The organism is Nocardioides flavescens (assembly GCF_009823805.1).
Lineage (GTDB): Bacteria > Actinomycetota > Actinomycetes > Propionibacteriales > Nocardioidaceae > Nocardioides > Nocardioides flavescens.
The window spans coordinates 68,275-86,375 of record NZ_WUEK01000003.1 but is presented as its reverse complement, the minus strand read 5'-3'; the positions used below and the strand labels follow the sequence as shown (position 1 = coordinate 86,375).

Annotated in this window: 22 protein-coding genes; 18 read left to right on the top strand and 4 right to left on the bottom strand. The window is 72.7% G+C overall.

The window, feature by feature from the left end:
- Positions 1-161 precede the first annotated feature (161 nt).
- From GRQ65_RS05575 to GRQ65_RS05550, 6 genes are read left to right on the top strand one after another with little or no spacing between them, the layout of a single operon-like run.
- Positions 162-1,337, top strand: a complete 1,176-nt coding sequence (locus GRQ65_RS05575) for a thiolase family protein (protein WP_160876055.1) — start codon at positions 162-164, stop codon at positions 1,335-1,337.
- Positions 1,338-1,339: 2 nt separating this feature from the next.
- The gene (locus GRQ65_RS05570) at positions 1,340-1,765 is read left to right on the top strand and encodes a Zn-ribbon domain-containing OB-fold protein (protein ID WP_160876053.1); all 426 of its coding nucleotides are present in this window, start codon (positions 1,340-1,342) and stop codon (positions 1,763-1,765) included.
- Positions 1,758-2,498 carry an SDR family oxidoreductase gene (locus tag GRQ65_RS05565; RefSeq protein ID WP_160876051.1) on the top strand — a complete coding sequence of 247 codons (741 nt, stop codon included), beginning with the start codon at positions 1,758-1,760 and terminating at the stop codon, positions 2,496-2,498. Before GRQ65_RS05570 ends, GRQ65_RS05565 begins: the two co-directional genes overlap by 8 nt.
- On the top strand, positions 2,495-3,343 hold the full coding sequence (locus GRQ65_RS05560; protein WP_160876049.1) for an aldolase/citrate lyase family protein: 849 nt from the start codon (positions 2,495-2,497) through the stop codon (positions 3,341-3,343). Before GRQ65_RS05565 ends, GRQ65_RS05560 begins: the two co-directional genes overlap by 4 nt.
- 9 nt (positions 3,344-3,352) lie before the next feature.
- The gene (locus GRQ65_RS05555; RefSeq protein ID WP_337191508.1) at positions 3,353-4,063 is read left to right on the top strand and encodes a CoA transferase subunit A; all 711 of its coding nucleotides are present in this window, start codon (positions 3,353-3,355) and stop codon (positions 4,061-4,063) included.
- A gap of 13 nt (positions 4,064-4,076) precedes the next feature.
- On the top strand, positions 4,077-4,742 hold the full coding sequence (locus tag GRQ65_RS05550; protein ID WP_160876046.1) for a 3-oxoacid CoA-transferase subunit B: 666 nt from the start codon (positions 4,077-4,079) through the stop codon (positions 4,740-4,742).
- Here GRQ65_RS05550 and GRQ65_RS05545 read toward each other — a convergent pair.
- Positions 4,730-5,623: an SDR family oxidoreductase gene (locus GRQ65_RS05545; protein ID WP_160876044.1), complete on the bottom strand. Its 894-nt coding sequence runs from the start codon at positions 5,621-5,623 to the stop codon at positions 4,730-4,732. The genes GRQ65_RS05550 and GRQ65_RS05545 overlap by 13 nt on opposite strands.
- Before the next feature lie 51 nt (positions 5,624-5,674).
- Between GRQ65_RS05545 and GRQ65_RS05540 the strand changes: the two genes are divergently transcribed.
- Positions 5,675-6,319 (top strand): TetR family transcriptional regulator, encoded by a 645-nt coding sequence (locus GRQ65_RS05540; protein ID WP_202387667.1) that lies wholly within the window; start codon positions 5,675-5,677, stop codon positions 6,317-6,319.
- On the opposite strand, the gene GRQ65_RS05535 is transcribed toward GRQ65_RS05540, so the two are convergent.
- Positions 6,268-7,179 carry an NAD-dependent epimerase/dehydratase family protein gene (locus GRQ65_RS05535; protein WP_160876042.1) on the bottom strand — a complete coding sequence of 304 codons (912 nt, stop codon included), beginning with the start codon at positions 7,177-7,179 and terminating at the stop codon, positions 6,268-6,270. The genes GRQ65_RS05540 and GRQ65_RS05535 overlap by 52 nt on opposite strands.
- A 110-nt stretch (positions 7,180-7,289) precedes the next feature.
- Between GRQ65_RS05535 and GRQ65_RS05530 the strand changes: the two genes are divergently transcribed.
- From GRQ65_RS05530 to GRQ65_RS05485, 10 genes are all read left to right on the top strand, one after another.
- Complete coding sequence (locus GRQ65_RS05530) at positions 7,290-7,730, top strand: ferritin-like domain-containing protein (RefSeq protein WP_160876040.1); 441 nt, start codon at positions 7,290-7,292, stop codon at positions 7,728-7,730.
- 122 nt (positions 7,731-7,852) lie between these two features.
- Positions 7,853-8,920 carry an NAD-dependent epimerase/dehydratase family protein gene (locus tag GRQ65_RS05525; protein ID WP_160876038.1) on the top strand — a complete coding sequence of 356 codons (1,068 nt, stop codon included), beginning with the start codon at positions 7,853-7,855 and terminating at the stop codon, positions 8,918-8,920.
- Positions 8,921-9,041: 121 nt separating this feature from the next.
- Complete coding sequence (locus GRQ65_RS05520) at positions 9,042-9,560, top strand: DUF2231 domain-containing protein (protein ID WP_202387666.1); 519 nt, start codon at positions 9,042-9,044, stop codon at positions 9,558-9,560.
- Positions 9,561-9,631: 71 nt separating this feature from the next.
- On the top strand, positions 9,632-10,315 hold the full coding sequence (locus GRQ65_RS05515) for a response regulator transcription factor (protein WP_160876036.1): 684 nt from the start codon (positions 9,632-9,634) through the stop codon (positions 10,313-10,315).
- Complete coding sequence (locus GRQ65_RS23275) at positions 10,312-11,754, top strand: sensor histidine kinase (RefSeq protein ID WP_337191507.1); 1,443 nt, start codon at positions 10,312-10,314, stop codon at positions 11,752-11,754. The genes GRQ65_RS05515 and GRQ65_RS23275 overlap by 4 nt, the downstream gene beginning before the upstream one ends.
- Positions 11,755-11,812: 58 nt before the next feature.
- A complete protein-coding gene (locus GRQ65_RS05505) occupies positions 11,813-12,796 on the top strand; it encodes an ABC transporter ATP-binding protein (RefSeq protein WP_160876035.1) in 984 nt (327 codons plus the stop codon).
- Entirely contained in the window at positions 12,793-13,665 is an 873-nt protein-coding gene (locus tag GRQ65_RS05500) for a DUF2705 family protein (protein WP_160876033.1), read from the top strand. Before GRQ65_RS05505 ends, GRQ65_RS05500 begins: the two co-directional genes overlap by 4 nt.
- A 5-nt stretch (positions 13,666-13,670) precedes the next feature.
- Entirely contained in the window at positions 13,671-14,471 is an 801-nt protein-coding gene (locus tag GRQ65_RS05495; RefSeq protein WP_160876031.1) for a hypothetical protein, read from the top strand.
- 37 nt (positions 14,472-14,508) lie between these two features.
- Entirely contained in the window at positions 14,509-14,937 is a 429-nt protein-coding gene (locus GRQ65_RS05490) for a DUF6153 family protein (RefSeq protein ID WP_160876012.1), read from the top strand.
- Positions 14,938-15,034: 97 nt separating this feature from the next.
- Entirely contained in the window at positions 15,035-15,700 is a 666-nt protein-coding gene (locus GRQ65_RS05485; RefSeq protein WP_160876010.1) for a DUF305 domain-containing protein, read from the top strand.
- Between the two features lie 12 nt (positions 15,701-15,712).
- Here the strand turns inward: GRQ65_RS05485 and GRQ65_RS05480 are convergent, their stop codons facing one another.
- Positions 15,713-16,057, bottom strand: coding sequence for a metalloregulator ArsR/SmtB family transcription factor (locus tag GRQ65_RS05480; protein WP_160876008.1), 345 nt, complete (start codon positions 16,055-16,057; stop codon positions 15,713-15,715).
- Positions 16,058-16,119: 62 nt separating this feature from the next.
- Here GRQ65_RS05480 and GRQ65_RS05475 point away from each other — a divergent pair, with 62 nt between their 5' ends.
- A complete protein-coding gene (locus tag GRQ65_RS05475; RefSeq protein ID WP_337191506.1) occupies positions 16,120-17,136 on the top strand; it encodes a cation diffusion facilitator family transporter in 1,017 nt (338 codons plus the stop codon).
- A gap of 13 nt (positions 17,137-17,149) precedes the next feature.
- Here the strand turns inward: GRQ65_RS05475 and GRQ65_RS05470 are convergent, their stop codons facing one another.
- Complete coding sequence (locus GRQ65_RS05470; protein ID WP_160876004.1) at positions 17,150-18,034, bottom strand: LysR substrate-binding domain-containing protein; 885 nt, start codon at positions 18,032-18,034, stop codon at positions 17,150-17,152.
- Positions 18,035-18,101 lie beyond the last annotated feature (67 nt).

Sequence of the window (18,101 nt, the reverse complement as noted above, 5' to 3'; positions counted from 1 at the left end):
GACTCTGTGAAGATTTCTTCACAACCCATCATGGCGGGCCTAAGAGGTCCCATTTGTTCGAAAAACCGCCCGAGGCGCGACTCGCGTCACAGTCTTGACCGGCTTATTCGTACGTGCATACGATCCGTCGCCGTCAGTACCTTCCACCCTGAGGAGCGCCCATGCGCCGCGCCACCGCCGCCGTCGTCGGGATCGGCGAAGTCCCGTCCGGCAAGTTCCCCGACCGCTCGGAGCTCGAGGCAGCCGTGCTGAGTGCGGCGGCCGCGCTGCGCGACGCGGGGCTCTCGCCGCGCGACATCGACGTGGTGATGCCGGTCGGAGCGCTCGCCTCGTCGCAGTTCAACGTGGATCTCGTCTTCTCCCGCATCTGCGAGGAGCTCGGGATGCTGCGCGGCGCGACGATGAACGTGCAGGTGATGTCCGGAGGCGCCAGCAGCTCCACCATGCTGGCCGTGGCCGAGGCCCTCGTGACCACGGGCGCGGCGCGCCGGGTGCTGGTGCTGCACTCCGACAAGGTGGGCTCCCTGCCGCCCCAGCGGGGCGTCGACCTCTTCGCGACCACCGGGGTCTCCGAGGAGTGGGAGCGCCCCTACGGCCACAACATGAACGCCGTCGGGGCGATGACCTCGCGTCGCTACATGTACGAGACGGCCACCACCGAGGAGGAGCTGGCCGCGGTCTGCGTGTCCCTGCGCAAGTGGGCGATGCTCAACCCGCACGCGATGTACCGCTCCGAGCTGACCATGGAGGAAGTGCTCGGGAGCAAGATGGTCGCGACCCCGCTGCGCTCGCGCGAGTGCAACATGCTGGCCGACGGTGCGGCGGCGTACGTCGTCGCGAGCGCGAGTGACGCCGAGGAGATCACCGAGACACCCGTCTACGTGCGTGGCCACGGCTCGCTGGTCACCCACTACTCCATGTCGCAGGACCTCGACCTGGCCCACCTCGGCTTCCCCGAGGCCGCGAAGGTGGCCTACGAGGAGTCCGGGCTCGGTCCCGACGACATCCACGTGGCGGCCTGCTACGACGCCTACCCCGTCTACCCACTCATCGCCATGGACGCCCTGGGGCTGTGCCGGGGCGAGCGCGCCGGCGCCTTCGTAGCAGCCGGCCACACCAGCCCCGGGGGGGTCATGCCGATGACGACGAACGGCGGCATGCTCTCGCAGGGCCACACCGGCGCCGGTGGCGGCATCGCCGTGCTCGTCGAGGCTTTTCGCCAGCTCATGGGCAAGGCCGGGGAGCGCCAGGTCCAGGGCGCCGTCAACGCCGTCGAGACCGCCTCGGGCGGGACCTGGATGGACTCACACGTCACCGTGCTGTCGAAGGAGCGCTGAGCATGACCACCACTCGACCCGTCCCCACCCCGTCCTCGTGGAGCGAGCCCTTCTGGGCTGCGGCTCGCGAGGAGCGACTGACGTTCCAGGTCTGCGGCTCCTGCGGCACCGCCACGATGTACCCCAAGCGGCTCTGCCCCACCTGCCTCTCCGACGCGCTGACCTGGCAGGACGCAGCCGGCACCGGCGAGGTCTACACGTGGACCGAGCAGGTGGCGGGTCCTCCGAGTGGCTTCGAGGACCGGGTGCCGTACGTCGTCGCGGTGGTCCGGCTCGACGAGGGGGTGCAGTTGATGTCCAACATCGTGGGTCCGGATGCCGCGAACGTGCAGTGCGGTGCCCGCGTGACCGTCGCTTTCGAGACCGTCCCCGGCACCGACGTCGTCCTTCCTGTCTTCACCCTGGACGAGGCCCCGGCCGGTGCCTGAGACCACCCGGGTCGCCGTCGTCACTGGCGGCGGCGCCGGCATCGGCGGGACCACCGCAGAGCACCTGTTGCGGGCCGGGTGGACGGTGCACACGCTGGACCTGGGGCCGACCGGGCCCGAGGGCGCGCACCACCACGTCGTCGACGTCGCGGACGAGGCCGCCCAGCTCGCGGTCGCCGACGAGGTCGGCCCGGTGGATGCCCTGGTGACCGCGGCGGGCATCAACCTCCGTCCGCACGACGGCCCCGCACAGCGGCTCGACCTCGGGGCGTGGCACCAGACCCTCGACGTCAACCTGACGGGGACGATGCTCAGCGTCCGCGCCTTCTACCCGAGACTGCGCGACGCGGGGGCCATCGTCACCCTCGGCAGCGTCGCCGGCATCGGCGCGATGACCTGGGCCGACGCCTACACCGCGTCGAAGGGCGCGATCGTCGCGCTCACCCGCTCGTGGGCCGTCGACTACGCGCGCTACGGCATCCGCGTCAACTGCGTCTGCCCCGGCTCGACCGAGACCGCGATGATGGACGGGGTCCGCGAGGCGTTCGCCGAGGACTCCCAGGTGCAGCTGCCCCAGCAACGCATGGCCACGAGAGACGAGGTCGCCTCGGTCGTCGCGTTCCTGTGCGGCCCGGACTCGACGTACGTGTCGGGAGCAGTCGTGCCCGTCGACGGCGGCGCGACCGCCAACGTCGGCGGCATGCCGTTCCCACGACGCCGCCCACGACCGTGACCCTGCCTCCGGGTCCGGCGTGGCTCTTCGTCCCCGGCGACCGACCCGACCGCTGGGCGACGGCAGCCGCCCGAGCCGACGGCGTGGTCGTCGACCTCGAGAACGCCGTCGAGCCCGCGGCGAAGCCTGACGCTCGCCGGGCCCTGGGGACGGTGCTCGACGAGGTGCCCGACGAGCGGCTCGTCGTCCGGGTCAACGAGCCAGGATCCGATGACTTCGCCCACGACGCCGCGGCAGTCCGCGACGCCGGCGTCACGACCGTCATGGTGCCCAAGCTCCGCGACCGGCGCACCCTCGACCGGGTCGCCAGCCAGCTCCCCGGCGTCGAGCTGGTCGTCCTGTGCGAGACAGCCGATGCCGTCCTGGACGCTCGGGAGATCGCCGGCTCACCCCGGTGCTCAGCGCTCATGTGGGGTGGGGAGGACCTCGCCGTCGACCTGGGCGGCCTCGCCTCCCACGACTCCGACGGGGAGCTGCTGCCCGCCTCGGCCCACGCCCGCACGCACGTGAGGTACGCCGCCCGCGCCGCCCGGGTCGCGGCGGTCGACGCCCCCGTGCTCCGCACCGACCGCCCCTCGTGGGTGAGCGCCGAGGCGCGTACCGCCTCGTCGATGGGCTACCACGCGAAGGCGTGCATCCACCCGAACCAGGTGCCGCTCGTGCGCCGAGCCTTCGCCCCCACCCCGGAGGAGCTCGCGTGGGCGGAGGCCGTGGTCGCCGCCAGCGAAGCGCGAATGGGAGCCACCGGCGGCACCGAGGTGTCCGTCTTCGTCCTGGCCGGCCAGATGGTCGACCACCCCGTCGTCGCGCTCGCCCGCACCCTGCTGGCCCGCGCCCACTCCTGAGGAGACACCGTGCCCACACTCGATCTCGACCTCACCGCCGTGCTGGGCGACGTCCTGCGCGACGGCATGACCATCGCCGTCGGCGGATTCGGCTTGTCCGGCAACCCGCACGACCTCATCGAGGCGGTGCGCGACAGCGGGGTCCGCGACCTGCGCATCGTCTCCAACAACATGGGGGTCGACGGTGCCGGCCTCGGGCTGCTCCTCGAGAGCGGCCAGGTCTCGCGGGTCGTCGCCTCCTACGTCGGTGAGAACAAGCTCTTCGCCCGCATGTTCCTCGACGGCGACCTCGACGTGGAGTTCTGCCCCCAGGGCACGCTCGCCGAGCGGATGCGCGCGGGGGGTGCCGGCATCCCGGCGTTCTACACCCGCACCGGCGTCGGCACCGTCGTCGCCGAGGGCAAGCCGACGGCGGACTTCGACGGTGTCGCCTACGTCCAGGAGCGCGGGATCGTTGCCGACCTCGCGCTCGTCCACGCCCATCGCGCGGACACGGCCGGCAACCTCACCTACCGGCTCACGTCGCGCAACTTCAACCCGGTCGTCGCGACGTGCGGACGGGTCACGATCGCCGAGGCCGAGACCGTCGTCGACGGGTTCATCGACCCCGACCTCGTCACCACCCCCGGGATCTTCGTCGACCACCTCGTCACCGCCCGGCCGCGCGAGAAGCTCATCGAGCAGCGCACCGTGCGTCCCGTCCCCGCTGCCACCGCCTGAGGAGAACGCACCCATGTCCTGGACCCGCGACGAGATGGCGGCCATCGCCGCTCGAGAGCTCAACGACGGCGACTACGTCAACCTCGGGATCGGCATCCCGACGCTGGTCGCCAACCACGTGCCCGACGGCGTCAGCGTCTCTTTCCAGAGCGAGAACGGCCTGCTCGGCATGGGGCCGTTCCCCTTCGAGGGTGAGGAGGACGCCGACCTCATCAACGCCGGCAAGCAGACGGTCACGGCCGCTCCCGGGGCGAGCATCTTCGACTCCGCCCAGAGCTTCGCGATGATCCGGGGCGGCCACGTCGACATCGCGATCCTCGGCGCGCTGCAGGTCGGTGCCAACGGGGACCTCGCCAACTGGACCGTGCCCGGCGCCTTGGTGAAGGGAATGGGCGGCGCGATGGATCTCGTCGCCGGGACCCGACGGATCGTCGTGCTCACCGACCACGTGGCCAAGGACGGCACACCCAAGCTGGTGGAGACCTGCACCCTGCCCCTGACCGGCGTGGGCGTGGTGTCGCGGGTGATCACCGACCTAGCCGTCGTCGACGTCACCCCGGACGGCTTCGTCCTCGTCGCCTGCGCGCCCGGCGAGAGCCCCGCGAGCATCGCCGAGCGCACCGCCGCGCCGGTGCGCGAGTCGCCTGAGGGCGCCTGCGCTGATCCTCAGCCCGTGTAGCCGCCCGAGCGCAGGTCGTCGGCGAGGGTCGGTCCGGTCGGCGTCCAGCCGTACCGCTCGCTCGTCAGGTTGCTGCGCGCCGACATGTCGAGGGCGAAGAAGCGGCCGATCCAGCCGAAGTGCTCGACGGCGCGGTCGGGATCGACAGCCTCGACGGGCAGGCCGAGGCCCGCGCCGATCAGCTCGGCGATCTCGCGGGTGGTCACGCCCTCCTCGGCCACGGCGTGTGCGACGACACCTGCCCCGGGCTGCTCGAGCGCGAGGCGCACGAGCCGGGCCGCGTCGGTGCGGTGGACGGCGGACCAGCGGTGGCTGCCGTCGCCGACGTAGCCGGCGACGCCGCGTTCGCGGGCGGCCCGCACGAGCGCCGCGACGAAGCCGTGGTCGCCCGTGCCGTGCACGGTGGGGGCGAACCGCACCGCGACGGGCCGCACCCCGCGGTCGGCGTAGGACAGGGCGAGGTTCTCGCTGCCGCCACGCGGCGAGTCGGCGCCCACCGCGGGCGAGGGGTCGGTCTCCTCGCCGGGCCGACCGGTGGCCAGGCCCGCCGCTCCGGACGCGACGAAGAGGGGCCGGTCCGTGCCGACGAGGGCGTCGCCGAGCACCTCGACAGCTCCCCGCTCCGCACGGTTGGACGTAGCAGGGTCGTCGAAGTCGTGCTTGTTGGCGAGGTGGATCACGGCGTCGGCCGCCTCCGCCCCGGCCGCGAGCGACCGCGGGTCGTCGAGGTCGCCCCGGTGCACCTGGGCCCCCTTCGCCACAAGGGACTGGGCCGCCGCGTCGGAGCGGACGAGACCGAGCACGTCGTGACCGTGAGCGAGGAGCTCGTCGACGACGGCCGAGCCGATCCAGCCGGACGCACCGGTGACGAAGACACGCATGGGGGACCTCCAGAGCAGTGATGTCATGAACTGTCATGACGCTACACCCCGATGTCAGTCCCTGCCATCGGCTACGGTGTGCCGGTGGCGAGGTGGGAGCCGGGGGCGCGTGAGCGACTGTCCGCGGCAGCGCTCGAGCTCGTCGACGAGCAGGGCTTCGACGACACCACGACGGCGCAGGTGGCGGCCCGCGCGGGGCTCAGCGAGCGCACCTTCTTCCGTCACTTCGCCGACAAGCGGGAGGCGCTCTTCGCCGGCGGCGACCGCTTCGAGGCGGCGTACGTCGACGCGGTGGTCGGGGCACCGCAGGGCGCCTCCCCGTGGGCGGTGCTCGTCGCCGCCCTCGAGGGCGGAGCGACGTTCTTCCCCGACGAGCGTCGCGAGCACTCACGGCGTCGCGACCGCGTCATCTCCTCCCACCCCGCTCTGCGCGAGCGTGAGCTGCTGAAGCTCGCCGGCCTCGCCCGCAGCGTCGCGGCGGCGATGCGCGAGCGCGGTGTCGACGAGCCCACCGCGACCCTGGCCGGGGAGTCGTGCGTGACCGTGTTCCGGGTCGCATTCGAGCGCTGGCTGCGACCCGACGAGACCCGGGGTCTGGCCGCGCTCCAGTCGGAGGCGCTCGACCACCTCACCGGGCTGGCGCCTCAGGCGCCCGGGTCGTCGAGCACGTCGCGCCAGGAGTGCTCGGGCTCGTAGCCGAGCACCCGGCGGGCCTTCTCGATGCTGTAGAACGTCTCGTCGCGGCCCATCTCGCGACGCACCTCGACCCCGTCGTAGAACCGCGCGATGACCTCGTCGGTCGTCGCGGCCACCGACATGTCGGCGTTGGCGACGTTGAAGACCTCGTAGCCGAGCCCGTCGGTCTCGAGGCAGCGGCGCACCATCTGGCCGAGGTCGCGGGTGTCGATGTAGGCGAACAGGTTGCGCCGGCGCAGCGACGGGTCCTCGAGGAACGGCGGGAACAGCTCGGTGTACTCGTCGGGCTCGATGACGTTGTTGATCCGCAGGCCGTAGATGTCGGCGCCGGTGCGGGCGTGGAAGGCGTGCGCCGTCACCTCGCCCGCCACCTTGGACATCGCGTAGGAGTCCTCCGGCACGACCGGGTGCTCCTCGTCGACGGGCACGTAGAGCGGCTTGCGCTCGCCCTGGCCGAAGCAGATGCCGTACGTCGTCTCGGAGGAGGCGAAGACGATCTTGCGGACGCCGAGGCGGGTGGCCGCCTCGAGCACGTTGTAGTGCGCGAGCACGTTGGTGGCGTAGGTCGTCTGGTCGCTGGAGGCGAGCGGTCGCGGGATGGCCGCGAAGTGCACCACCGCGTCGTACGCCGAGCCGCGGGTGAGGTCGAGGTCCGGGTCGTCGAAGTCCGCCTCCGTGGGCACGGCGGCGAGCGCCGACCAGACCTGGCCGGCGTCGGTGAGGTCGACCTCGAGGTCCTGCACGTCCGGGTGGCCGAGCGGGGTGCGGTCGATGTTGGTCACCTGGTGACCGAGGCTCGCGAGGTAGGGGGCCACGTGGTGGCCGGCCTTGCCGCTGCCGCCGGTGAAGAAGATGCGCATGGATCCGCGGTAACCCGATCCACCACCGAGATCCCGAGTCCACCGGCGCCGCAACGGGTACGGCTCAGGTGTCCCCATCCTCCGGGGCACCCCTAGGCAGAGGAGCCGAGATGACCGACGACAACGCCGTCGCCAAGGAACTGGTCGAGACCCTGAAGGACGGCGAGAAGGGCTACGCCAGCGCCGCCGACAAGGTGAAGGACGGTGACCACGCCGCGTGGGCCGGCACCCTCCAGCGCTTCGCCGAGCAGCGCGCTGGCTTCAGCCGCGAGATCGTCGCCATGGGCCACGAGTACGGCGAGGACGTCGACGAGTCGGGCTCGGTCGCCGCGACGTTCCACCGCGGCTGGATCTCGCTCAAGGACGCGCTGACCGGTGACGACCCGGACACCGTCCTCAAGGCCGTGCTGACCGGCGAGGACCACGCGGTGAAGGAGTACGAGAAGGCGCTCGACAAGGACCTCAGCGCGGGCTTCCGCGAGGTGGTCAGCAAGCAGCACGCGGCGGTCGTCGCCGCGCGCGACGAGGTCAAGGCCCTGCAGAAGGCCTGACCCTCCCCACCGATCGACAACACCACCCACGTCCTCGGCCCGGACCGCGTGTCCGGGCCGAGGCGTGTCCGGGACAGACGCACGCACACAGCAGCAGGACCCCAGGGAAGAGGGACGAAGACGTGACGGACGCAGGACGCGCACTGGTCGTGGGCTCGACGGGCATCGTCGGACAGTCGGTGGCCCGGCTCTTCGCCGAGCAGGGCTGGACGACGTACGGCCTCTCCCGCAGCGGCGGCGCGCCCGACGGCGTGACCCCGGTCGTCGGCGACCTCGCCGACCAGGCGGGGCTGACCGAGGCGCTGGCCGACGTTCGCCCCGACGTCGTCGCCTACACCGCGTGGACCCGGCGCGAGACCGAGGCCGCGAACATCGAGGTCAACGGGGGCGCGGTGCGTCACCTCCTCGCCGCCCTCGAGCCCGCGGGCACCGTGCGCCACGTCGCGCTGATGACCGGGCTCAAGCACTACCTCGGCCCCTTCGAGGCCTACGCCCAGGGCGAGATGCCGGACACGCCGTTCCACGAGTACGAGGACCGGCTCCCGGCCCCGAACTTCTACTACGCCCAGGAGGACGAGCTCTTCGCCTCGGCCGCCCGCAACGGCTTCACCTGGAGCGTCCACCGGGCCCACACCGTCTTCGGCTTCGCCACCGGCAACGCGATGAACATGGTCGCCACGCTGTGCGCCTACGCCACCATCTGCCGCGAGCGCGGCACACCGTTCGTCTTCCCCGGCTCCGAGACGCAGTGGAACAGCGTCACCGACGTGACCGACGCCGACCTGCTCGCCGAGCAGATGCTGTGGTGCGCGACCGACCCCCGCGGCCAGGACGAGGCCTTCAACATCGCCAACGGTGACGTCTTCCGCTGGCGCTGGCTGTGGCCCCAGGTCGCCGAGCACTTCGGCCTCGCGTGGGAGGGGTACGCCGACGCGCCGCGCCCGCTCGAGCAGGCGATGGCCGGCGCCGAGGACACCTGGCGCGAGATCGCCGAGCGCCACGACCTCGTCGAGCCCGAGCTCGACCGGGTCGCGTCGTGGTGGCACACCGACGGCGACCTGGGCCGCGAGATCGAGGTGCTGACCGACATGAACAAGAGCCGCGACGCGGGCTTCCTCGGCCACCGCAACACCCGCGACGCGTTCTTCGACTACGTCGAGCGCTACCGCGCATCCCGCGTCATCCCCTGAGCAGCCGACGCGCTCCGGGGGCCTTGAGTTCCCACGCGCGACCGCCCGTGGGGGTGAGAATCGGGCACCGTCCAGGGGACGCCACCGTGGCGCCGCCCACTCTCACCCCTCGGAGCGCCACGTGTTCGACCTCATCAACGGCCTGCCCGTCCACCCCCTCGTCGTGCACGCCGTCGTCGTGCTGCTCCCGCTGGCGTGCCTCGGCACGCTCGCGCTGGTCGTGCGCCCCGCCTGGCGCCTGCGGTACGGCGCGCTCGTCGTCGCCATCGCCGCTGTCGCGACCGTCCTGGTGCCGGTCGCGACCTCCAGCGGCGAGGCGCTCGAGAAGCGCGTGGGCGACCCCGGTCGCCACGCCGAGCTCGGCGACCAGATGATCTGGTTCTGCATCCCGCTGCTCGTCCTGGTGCTGGCCCTGGTCGTGCTCGACCGGCGTCGGGTCCGCTCCGCGCCCGTCGAGTCGGTCGACGGTCGCGGCACCCCGGTGCGCAGCGAGGCCGGTCGCGCCGGCGGGTCGATGGCGGTCAACGTCGTCGCCGTCCTGGCGCTGCTGGCCGCCGTCGCCACCTCGGTGCAGGTCTACCGCGTCGGCGACTCCGGCGCCGAGGCCGTCTGGGGCGACCAGGTCTCGTCCGGCTCCTGACCGCGGCCCCGGGCCCGCGGCCACCGGGCGAGGTGTAGACCTGGGAGTCCCCGCGGTGCGAGGAGGTCGAGATGCGGGTCCTGGTCGCCGAGGACGACGTCCGCCTCGCCGCGCTGCTCGAGCAGTCGCTCACCGAGGCCGGCTGGGAGGTGGAGGTCGTCCACGACGGCCGCTCGGCGTACGCCCGGGCGCTGCCCGACGGCCTTCCCTACGACGTCCTGCTGCTGGACTGGATGCTCCCGGGGGTCGAGGGCCTGACCGTGTGCCGCAGGCTGCGGGACCTCGGGGTGACGACCCCGGTGCTGATGCTGACCGCCCGCGGCGAGGTCCGCGACCGGATCAGCGGCCTCGACGCCGGCGCCGACGACTACCTCGCCAAGCCGTTCGACCTCGACGAGCTGCTGGCCCGGCTGCGGGCGCTGCACCGCCGAGCGTCGTACGACGACGACCACGACGTCGTCGAGGTGGGCGACCTGGTGATCGACGGCGGCGCCCGGACCGTGCGGCGCGGCACGGTCGCCATCGACCTGTCGACCCGCGAGTTCGACATCCTCCGGCTGCTCGCCGTCAACCTCGGCAAGGTGGTCTCGCGCTACACGATCCTCGACGAGGTCTGGGACGGCGAGACCGACCTGCGCAGCAACGTCATCGACGTCCACCTGGCCACGATCCGCAGCAAGATCGACAAGCCGTTCGGCACCTCGAGCATCACGACGGTGCGGGGAGCCGGATACCGGATGGAACCGCCGTCGTGAACGCCGCTCGGCGGGTCCGGCACCTGCCCCTGCGGATCCGGCTCGTCGCCGGGTTCGCGGTCGCGATGCTCGTGCTGCTGACCGCGGCGGGGGCCTTCGTCTACTGGCGCGTGCAGTACGCCCTCGACCGGGGTCTCGACACCGAGCTCGCCGCCGCGACCGGCGTCATCGCGCCCCTCGTCGGCGCCGACGGCCAGGTCACCTCGACCGAGCGGGCGACCGCGACCGGCGCGGGCTGGCAGGTCCTCGACCGGGCCGGGACGGTGCTGGACTCGGGCGGACCGGCACCGAGCACGTCCCTGGTCTCGCGGGCGGCCCTGGACCGGGTCGGCGCCTCGGGCGTGCGGACCCTCGACGTCGGCAGCTTCCTGCCGGTCGCCGACGAGCCCTACCGCGTCCGGGTCACCGCGCTCCCGTCCACCGGCGAGCGGGCCGCGGCCTACCTGCTGGTCGGCGTACGCCGCGACCACCGCGACGAGGCGCTGCGCGAGCTGCTGCTGCAGCTGTCGCTCGCCGGACTGGGGGCCCTGCTGGTCGCCTGCGTCGTCGGCGACGTCCTGGCCCGGCTCGCCCTGCGGCCGGTGGAGCGCTACCGGCGCCGCGCCGCCGAGATCTCCGCCGGCGCATCGGGGGTGCGGCTCGACGTCCCCGCCTCCCGTGACGACGAGGTCACCCGGCTCGGCCACACGCTCAACGAGATGCTCGGCGCGCTCGAGCAGTCGCTGGACCGGGAACGCCAGTTCGTGAACGACGCGAGCCACGAGCTGCGGACCCCGCTGACGTTGCTCAAGTCCCGGATCCAGCTGACGCGGCGCCGCACCCGCTCGGTGGAGGAGCACGAGCGCGCGCTCGACGAGCTCGAGGTCGACGTCACCCGGCTGGCCGACCTGGCCGAGCAGCTCCTCGCCCTGAGCCGGCGTCCGCCCGAGACCGAGGCGTCGACCGACGTCGTCGCAACAACGCGGGAGGTCGTGGACGGCTGGCTGGCCGCGCACCCCGAGCAGGCCGCCGACCTCCACCTCGTGCCAGCGACGGCAGAGGCGCACGCCGTCGTCGAGGCGTCCGCGCTCGGTCGCATCGTGACCAACCTGCTCGCCAACGCCGTCACGCACGGTCGACCACCCGTCACGATCCGGGTCCGTCGTGAGGCGGCCCACGTCGTCCTCGAGGTGGCCGACCACGGCGAGGGGATGGACCCCGAGCTGCTGGCCCAGGCCACCCGCCGCTTCAGCCGGGCGCCTGAGGCCCGGTCCCGGCCCGGGGCCGGGCTCGGCCTGTCGATCGTCGAGGCCCAGGTCGCGACCTCGGGTGGTGAGCTGCGTCTGTGCCACGCCGGCCACCACGTCTCGAGCGGGGCCGTGACCGAGGTGCTCTGCCGCCACGACGATGCGATGACGGTCTCCGTCATCCTCCCCGCGGCGGTGCCGTCCGCCGGGTGAAACCGCGATCCCGCCGGCTTCATCTTCCCTTCACGGTCGCCTCCCTAGCGTGCCGAGCATGCAGACACCACCGCACACCGCGCTGGCGGTCGAGGCCGTCGACGTCACCAAGAGGTACGGCGACCTGGTCGCCGTCGACCACCTGTCCCTCAGCGTCGCCCCGGGCGAGGTCTACGGCATCCTCGGCCCCAACGGCGCCGGCAAGACGACGTTCCTGCGCATGCTCTTCGGGCTCATCCGCCCCGACTCCGGCACCGTCAGGGTCTTCGGCCGCACCTGGGCCGACTCCGGCGTCGGCGTCCTCGACGGGGTGGCGGGGTTCATCGAGAGCCCGCGCTTCTACCCCTACCTGACCGGCCGGCAGAACCTCGAGGGGCTCGCCCTGCTCGACGGCGGCGACCGCGGGTCGCGGAGCCGGCGGATCGAGGGGGTGCTCGACGTCGTCGACCTCGCCGGCCGCGAGGGCGACAAGGTCGCGGGCTACTCCTACGGCATGCGGCAGCGCCTCGGCGTCGCGGCCAGCCTGCTGCGCGACCCGCGGCTGCTGGTGCTCGACGAGCCGGCCAACGGCCTCGACCCCGGCGGCATCCGCGACATGCGAGCCCTGGTCACGCGGCTCGCCGACAGCGGCCTGACCGTGCTGCTCTCCTCCCACCACATGGACGAGGTCGAGGAGATCTGCGACAACGTCACGATCATGGCCCGCGGGCAGGTCGCCTTCCACGGCTCCATCGGCGACCTGCGCGCCATGGCCCCCGACCCCGGCCACCTGCTCAGCACCAGCGACGACGCCCTCGCCGTCGCGCTGGCCCGGGAGCAGCACCCCGACATCGCCGTCGAGACCGACCCCGAGGGCGGGCTGGTCGCGATCGGCTCGCGAGAGCGGCTCTCGGCGTACGTCGCCGACCTGGTCCGCGCCGACCTCGAGCTGCGGCAGTTCACCCCCACCCAGACCCCGCTGGAGGCGCTCTTCTTCATGCTCACCGACACCCGCACCGACACCCGCACCGGCACCCGCAGCGCAAAGGGGGCCGGGCGATGACCTCGACCACCGTCCAGAGGCACCGCGCCCCGGTCGTGGACGCAGCGGCCCACCGCCCCGGCCTCGGCGCGGCGCTGTCCTGGGAGAGCCGCAAGCTGCGCTCCCAGCTGCGCACCAAGGCCCTCCTCGTCGGCGCCGTCCTGGCCCCGCTCGCGGTGGTCGTGATCGTGCACTCCCAGCCCCGGCCGCCGAAGGACACGCTGTTCGGCCGGTTCGCCACCGACAACGGCTTCGCCATGGCCCTGCTCGTCCTCGGCTTCGCCTCGCAGTGGGTCCTCCCGCTGCTGACCGCGGTCGTCGCGGGCGACATCTTCGCCAGCGAGGACCAGCACGGCACCTGGAAGACCGTGCTGACCCGGTCCACGAGCCGCTCGACGCTGTTCTGGGCCAAGACCGCCGTCGCGGTCGCGTTCGCCCTCGTGACGCTCGCCCTGCTGGCGGCCTCGACGATCGCCGCGAGCTGGCTCGTCGTGGGCCACCAGCCCCTGACCGGCCTGTCCGGGCAGGTCGTCCCGGCCCACACCGCACTGGCCCTGGTGGCGGGCGCGTGGGCGTCGATGGCGCTGCCGATCATCGGCTTCACCTGCCTGGCCCTACTGTTCTCGGTCTGGTCGCGCAACGCCGCCGTCGGCATCGCGGCGCCCGTCGTCCTCGGCCTCGTCATGCAGCTCGTCGGTGCCCTCGGCGGCATCGAGACGCTGCGACCCTTCCTGCTCTCCACCCCCTTCGAGGCCTGGCACGGCCTCCTCGCGGCACCCCGGTTCACCGGGCCGCTCCTCGACTCACTCGTCACCAGCGCCGGGTGGAGCGTGGTCTGCCTGACCGCGGCCTACCTCATCCTGCGCCGTCGCGACATCACCGGAGGCTGACCACCATGCGTCGTTCCATCATCTCCGTCGTCCTGGCCCTCGTCGCCGTCGTCGCCGTCAGCGGCGCGGTGCTCGCCGGCACCGGCGGCGGCAGCTCGGTGACGCAGGCCCGCCTCGAGCGGTCCCTGCCGACCGAGTTCGCCAACCTCTACTCCCAGCAGGCCCGGCTGCTCGGGCACCAGGGCGTCACGCCGGCATCACTGCAGGCCGAGGCCATGTGCGACAAGGGCGGTGCCGTCGAGGACAACGTCGGCCCCGGCAGCAACTGGAACTGCCTGGTCTCCTGGACCGACCCGAACAACCCCATGCCTCCCGAGGGCTACGGCAAGTTCGAGCTCGACGTGCACTCCAACGGCTGCTACACGGCCAGCGGACCGAGCAAGCTCGTCGGCTTCCAGACGATCACCGACCGCCGAGGCGCGGAGGTCACCAACCCCGTCTACGAGTTCGACGGCTGCTTCGACCCCCAGGGCGACAACACACCGACCGGCGTGGAGTTCCCCTCGCTGGTGCAGGTCACGACCACCGCTCTCCAGCCGAGCGACGACGGCACCGTCTCGCTCCAGCTCAGCTGCGGCACCGGCGTGGCCGGCTGCCAGGGCACCGTCGACGCGAAGGCCGGCGACACCGATCTCGGCACCGTCCCCTTCACGATCCCCGAGGAGCAGACGGCCACCGTCCACTTCCCGACCCCGGTGCCCGCCGGCGCCGACAGCGTGGACTTCACCGTCACCGTGACGAAGGGCGTCAGCTCCAAGGGACCCGGCGTCCCCGCCACCACCACGCTGACCCTGCCGGCCGGCTGAGCCGCCCGACGCGACCCCCGACGTACGCTCGACGGTGATGCTCCACCGTCGCGCTCCCCAGCAGACGATCGGCTCCACGGCCGGTCGTCTGCTGGTCGTGCTGGCGGCCTTGGCGGGCCTGTTCGCGATGCACGGACTGTCCGACCACGGGATGGCCGGCACGGATGCGATGAGCGGCATGGCGATGGGCACGCACGCCGGGCACGACGCGCCCCCGGCGGCCTCGTCCTCCGCGGCCACGGAGGCCGTGTCCGGTCACTCCTCCCCGGGTCACGACATGGGGCTGATGGGCCTGTGCCTCGCGGTGGTCGTCGCAGCGGTCGCGACGGCAGTCGCACTGCTGCGGCTGCGGGTCACCCGTGCGCGGTCACTCCTGCCGGCGGCCCTCCCCGGCCTGCTCGGCTCGGCCCGGGCCCGGGTGCCCCGACCTCCCGACCTGTTCGTCCTCTCGATCCAGCGCTGCTGACAGGCGGCGCAGCTCCGGTCCCACGCGTGCGAGCGCCCGCGTGCCACCGCGCTGCGTCCTGCCCGACTCCCGCACCGCTCACCGAAGGACTGCACCCATGACACTCAGGAAAATCAACCGCACCACCGCTCGCCGGCTCGCCGCCACCGCCGCCGTCCTCACCCTCGGCCTCGGCCTTGCCGCCTGCGGCGACAGCGCCGACGACGGCTCTGCCTCGCCGGCGTCGAGCACGCAGACCGCCGCCAACGGCGACGTGTTCAACGACGCCGACGTCAGCTTCGCGACCGACATGATCCCGCACCACGCCCAGGCCATCGAGATGGTCACCATGACCGACGGGCGCACGCTCGACCCGGCCGTCCAGCAGCTGGCCGACGAGATCCGCAACGCCCAGGCCCCCGAGGTCGAGACCATGGTCGACTGGCTCACCGCCTGGGGCGAGCAGGTGCCCGAGACCTCGCTCGACCACGTCAACGGCGGCCACGGCGACTCGCAGGACACGGGCGACTCCCACGACCCGGCCGACAGCGACATGCCGGGGATGATGAGCGCCGACGACATGGCCGCGCTCGAGGCCGCGCCCGACGGCGAGTTCCAGACGAGGTGGCTCGAGATGATGAAGCAGCACCACGAGGGCGCGATCGAGATGGCCCGGACCGAGCTCGAGGACGGGCGCTTCGCCGACGCGAAGAACCTTGCCGAGTCCATCGTCACGACGCAGAAGGCCGAGATCGAGGAGATCGACCAGCTGCTCGCCGACTGAGTCGGGCCGGCTTCAGGACGAAGAGCCGTCGAGGTGCTCGGTGTGCGCCAAGGCCTGGTCGATGATGTCGAGGACGTGCTCGTCGAAGAGCGCGTAGACGATGCTGCGTCCCTGCCGCTCGGCCGTCACCAGGCCGAGCTCGCGCAGGTGGCGCAGCTGGTGCGACACCGCCGACGACTCCATGCCGATCGTCGTCGCCAGCGTCCCGACGCTGAGCGGCCCCTCACTGAGGGCACTGATGATGTGGAGCCGGCTCGGAGTGGCCAGGCCCTGGAGCACCTGGGCGACCGCGGACGCGCTCTGCTCGTCGAGCCCGTCGCGTACGGAGGCGCTCGCCCCGCCCCGCTGGTGGCCCACGGCACCACCCTAGGTGAGTCCAGGACATGTGAACGGTTGTTCAGATGTCCTACCCTGGTGGCGTGACCGAGCACGATCACCACCACGGGGACGACGAGCACCACCACGAGCACCCCCACGAGCACCCGACCGGGCTGCGGGGCCGGCTCCTCGAGCTGGTCCGGCCCCACAGCCACGACAGCGCGGACTCCGTCGACGAGGCCCTCGAGGACAGCGCGCGCGGCATCCGCGCGGTGAAGGTCAGCCTGGTCGCGCTCGCCGTGACCGCCCTCGTGCAGGGCCTGCTGGTCCTCGTGACCGGATCGGTGGCGCTGCTCGCCGACACGGTCCACAACGCCTCGGACGCGCTGACCGCCGTACCTCTCTGGATCGCGTTCGTCCTGGCCCGGCGGCGCCCGGACCAGCGCTTCACCTACGGCTACGGACGGGCCGAGGACCTCGCCGGGGTCTTCGTGGTCGCGATGATCGCGCTGTCCGCCGTCGTCGCCGGCGTCGAGTCGGTCCGCCGGCTCCTGGACCCGGCTCCCCTCGACCACCCGTGGGTGCTGGTGGCGGCCGGCCTCGTGGGCTTCGCCGGCAACGAGCTGGTCGCGGTGTACCGGATCCGCGTCGGACGCAGCATCGGCTCGGCCGCGCTCGTCGCCGACGGCCTGCACGCCCGCACCGACGGGTTCACCTCGCTGGCGGTCGTGCTCGGCGCGCTCGGGGTGATGGCCGGCTTCCCCCTGGCCGACCCGGTCGTGGGACTGCTCATCACCGTGGCGATCCTCGTGGTGATGCGCGGCGCCGCGCGCGACATCTACCGCCGCCTCATGGACGCGGTCGACCCCGACCTCACGCGCGCGGCCACCGTCTCACTCACGGAGACTCCGGGCGTGGTCGGGCTCGAGCACCTCCGACTGCGCTGGATCGGCCACCGCATGACTGCCGAGGCGGGCATCACCGTCTCCCCCGATCTCGACCTGGTGACCGCCCACGCCATCTGCCACGACGCCGAGCGGCGTCTGGTCGACCGCGTCCCCAAGCTGCAGGACGCCACCATCCACGTCAGCCCGGCCGAGCCCGCGTCCGTCACCTGATCGCCACCGCCGGTCATCGTCGCTCCAGCTCGTCCAGCACCGCCCGGAGCGGCGCCCACTGATCACGGCCGCGTCGGGTGACAGCGAAGGCACGCAGCACCGGCGGGTCGGCCAGCGGGAGCACGGTGAGACCGTCAGGGGTGAGGCGGTCGAGGGGCAGGAGAGCGACGCCGCGCCCGGCGAGGACCAGGTCGTGCACGAGCTCGAGGGAGTCGATGCGGTGCACGACCCGTGGGGTGAAGCCCGCGCGCGCAGAGAGGGCTCGCAGGGCGGTCTCGTCGGCGGTGTGCCGCGAGTTCACGATCCAGTCGCTCTCGGCGTACGCCGGCAGCCCGGCGCCCGGCGCCGGGGCGGACACCGGGGCCGACGTCGGGTCCAGCACCCCCAGACCCCACTCGGTGCTCCAGAGGGGGCGCGCGACGTGGTCGGGCTGCCAGGCGGCGGGGGCAAGGTCGTAGTCGTAGGCGAGGACGAGGTCGACGTCGTCGCGGCCCAGCAGGTCGAGCGCCTCGGCCGGTTCGTGCTCGAGCAGGCGCACCTCGAGCCGGGGCCAGGCCCGGGTGAGCTCGACGATCGCCGGCAGGAGCGAACGACGCACCGCGGTGGCGAAGCCGGCGACCCGGAGCACGCCGGCCGGCTCCGCGGCCGGGTCGAGGTCGAGCCGGGCGGCGTCGACCGCGGCCAGGATCGTGACGGCGTGCTCGGCCAGCCGCTGCCCGGCCGGCGTGAGCCGCACCCGTCGACCGGCGCGCTCCACCAGCGGCGCACCCACCTCGCGCCCGAGCGTGGCGATGCCCTGGGAGACGGTCGAGGTCGTGGTGGCGAGCTCCGCAGCCACCTCGTGCATCGACCCGAGCCGCGACAGCTCGACCAGCAGCCGGAGGCGACGCACGTCCACCCGGCCATTGTTTGCAGAAGTCGAACGATGTGTCCACCGATGTCGCCTGGACGCGAACGACCGCCGA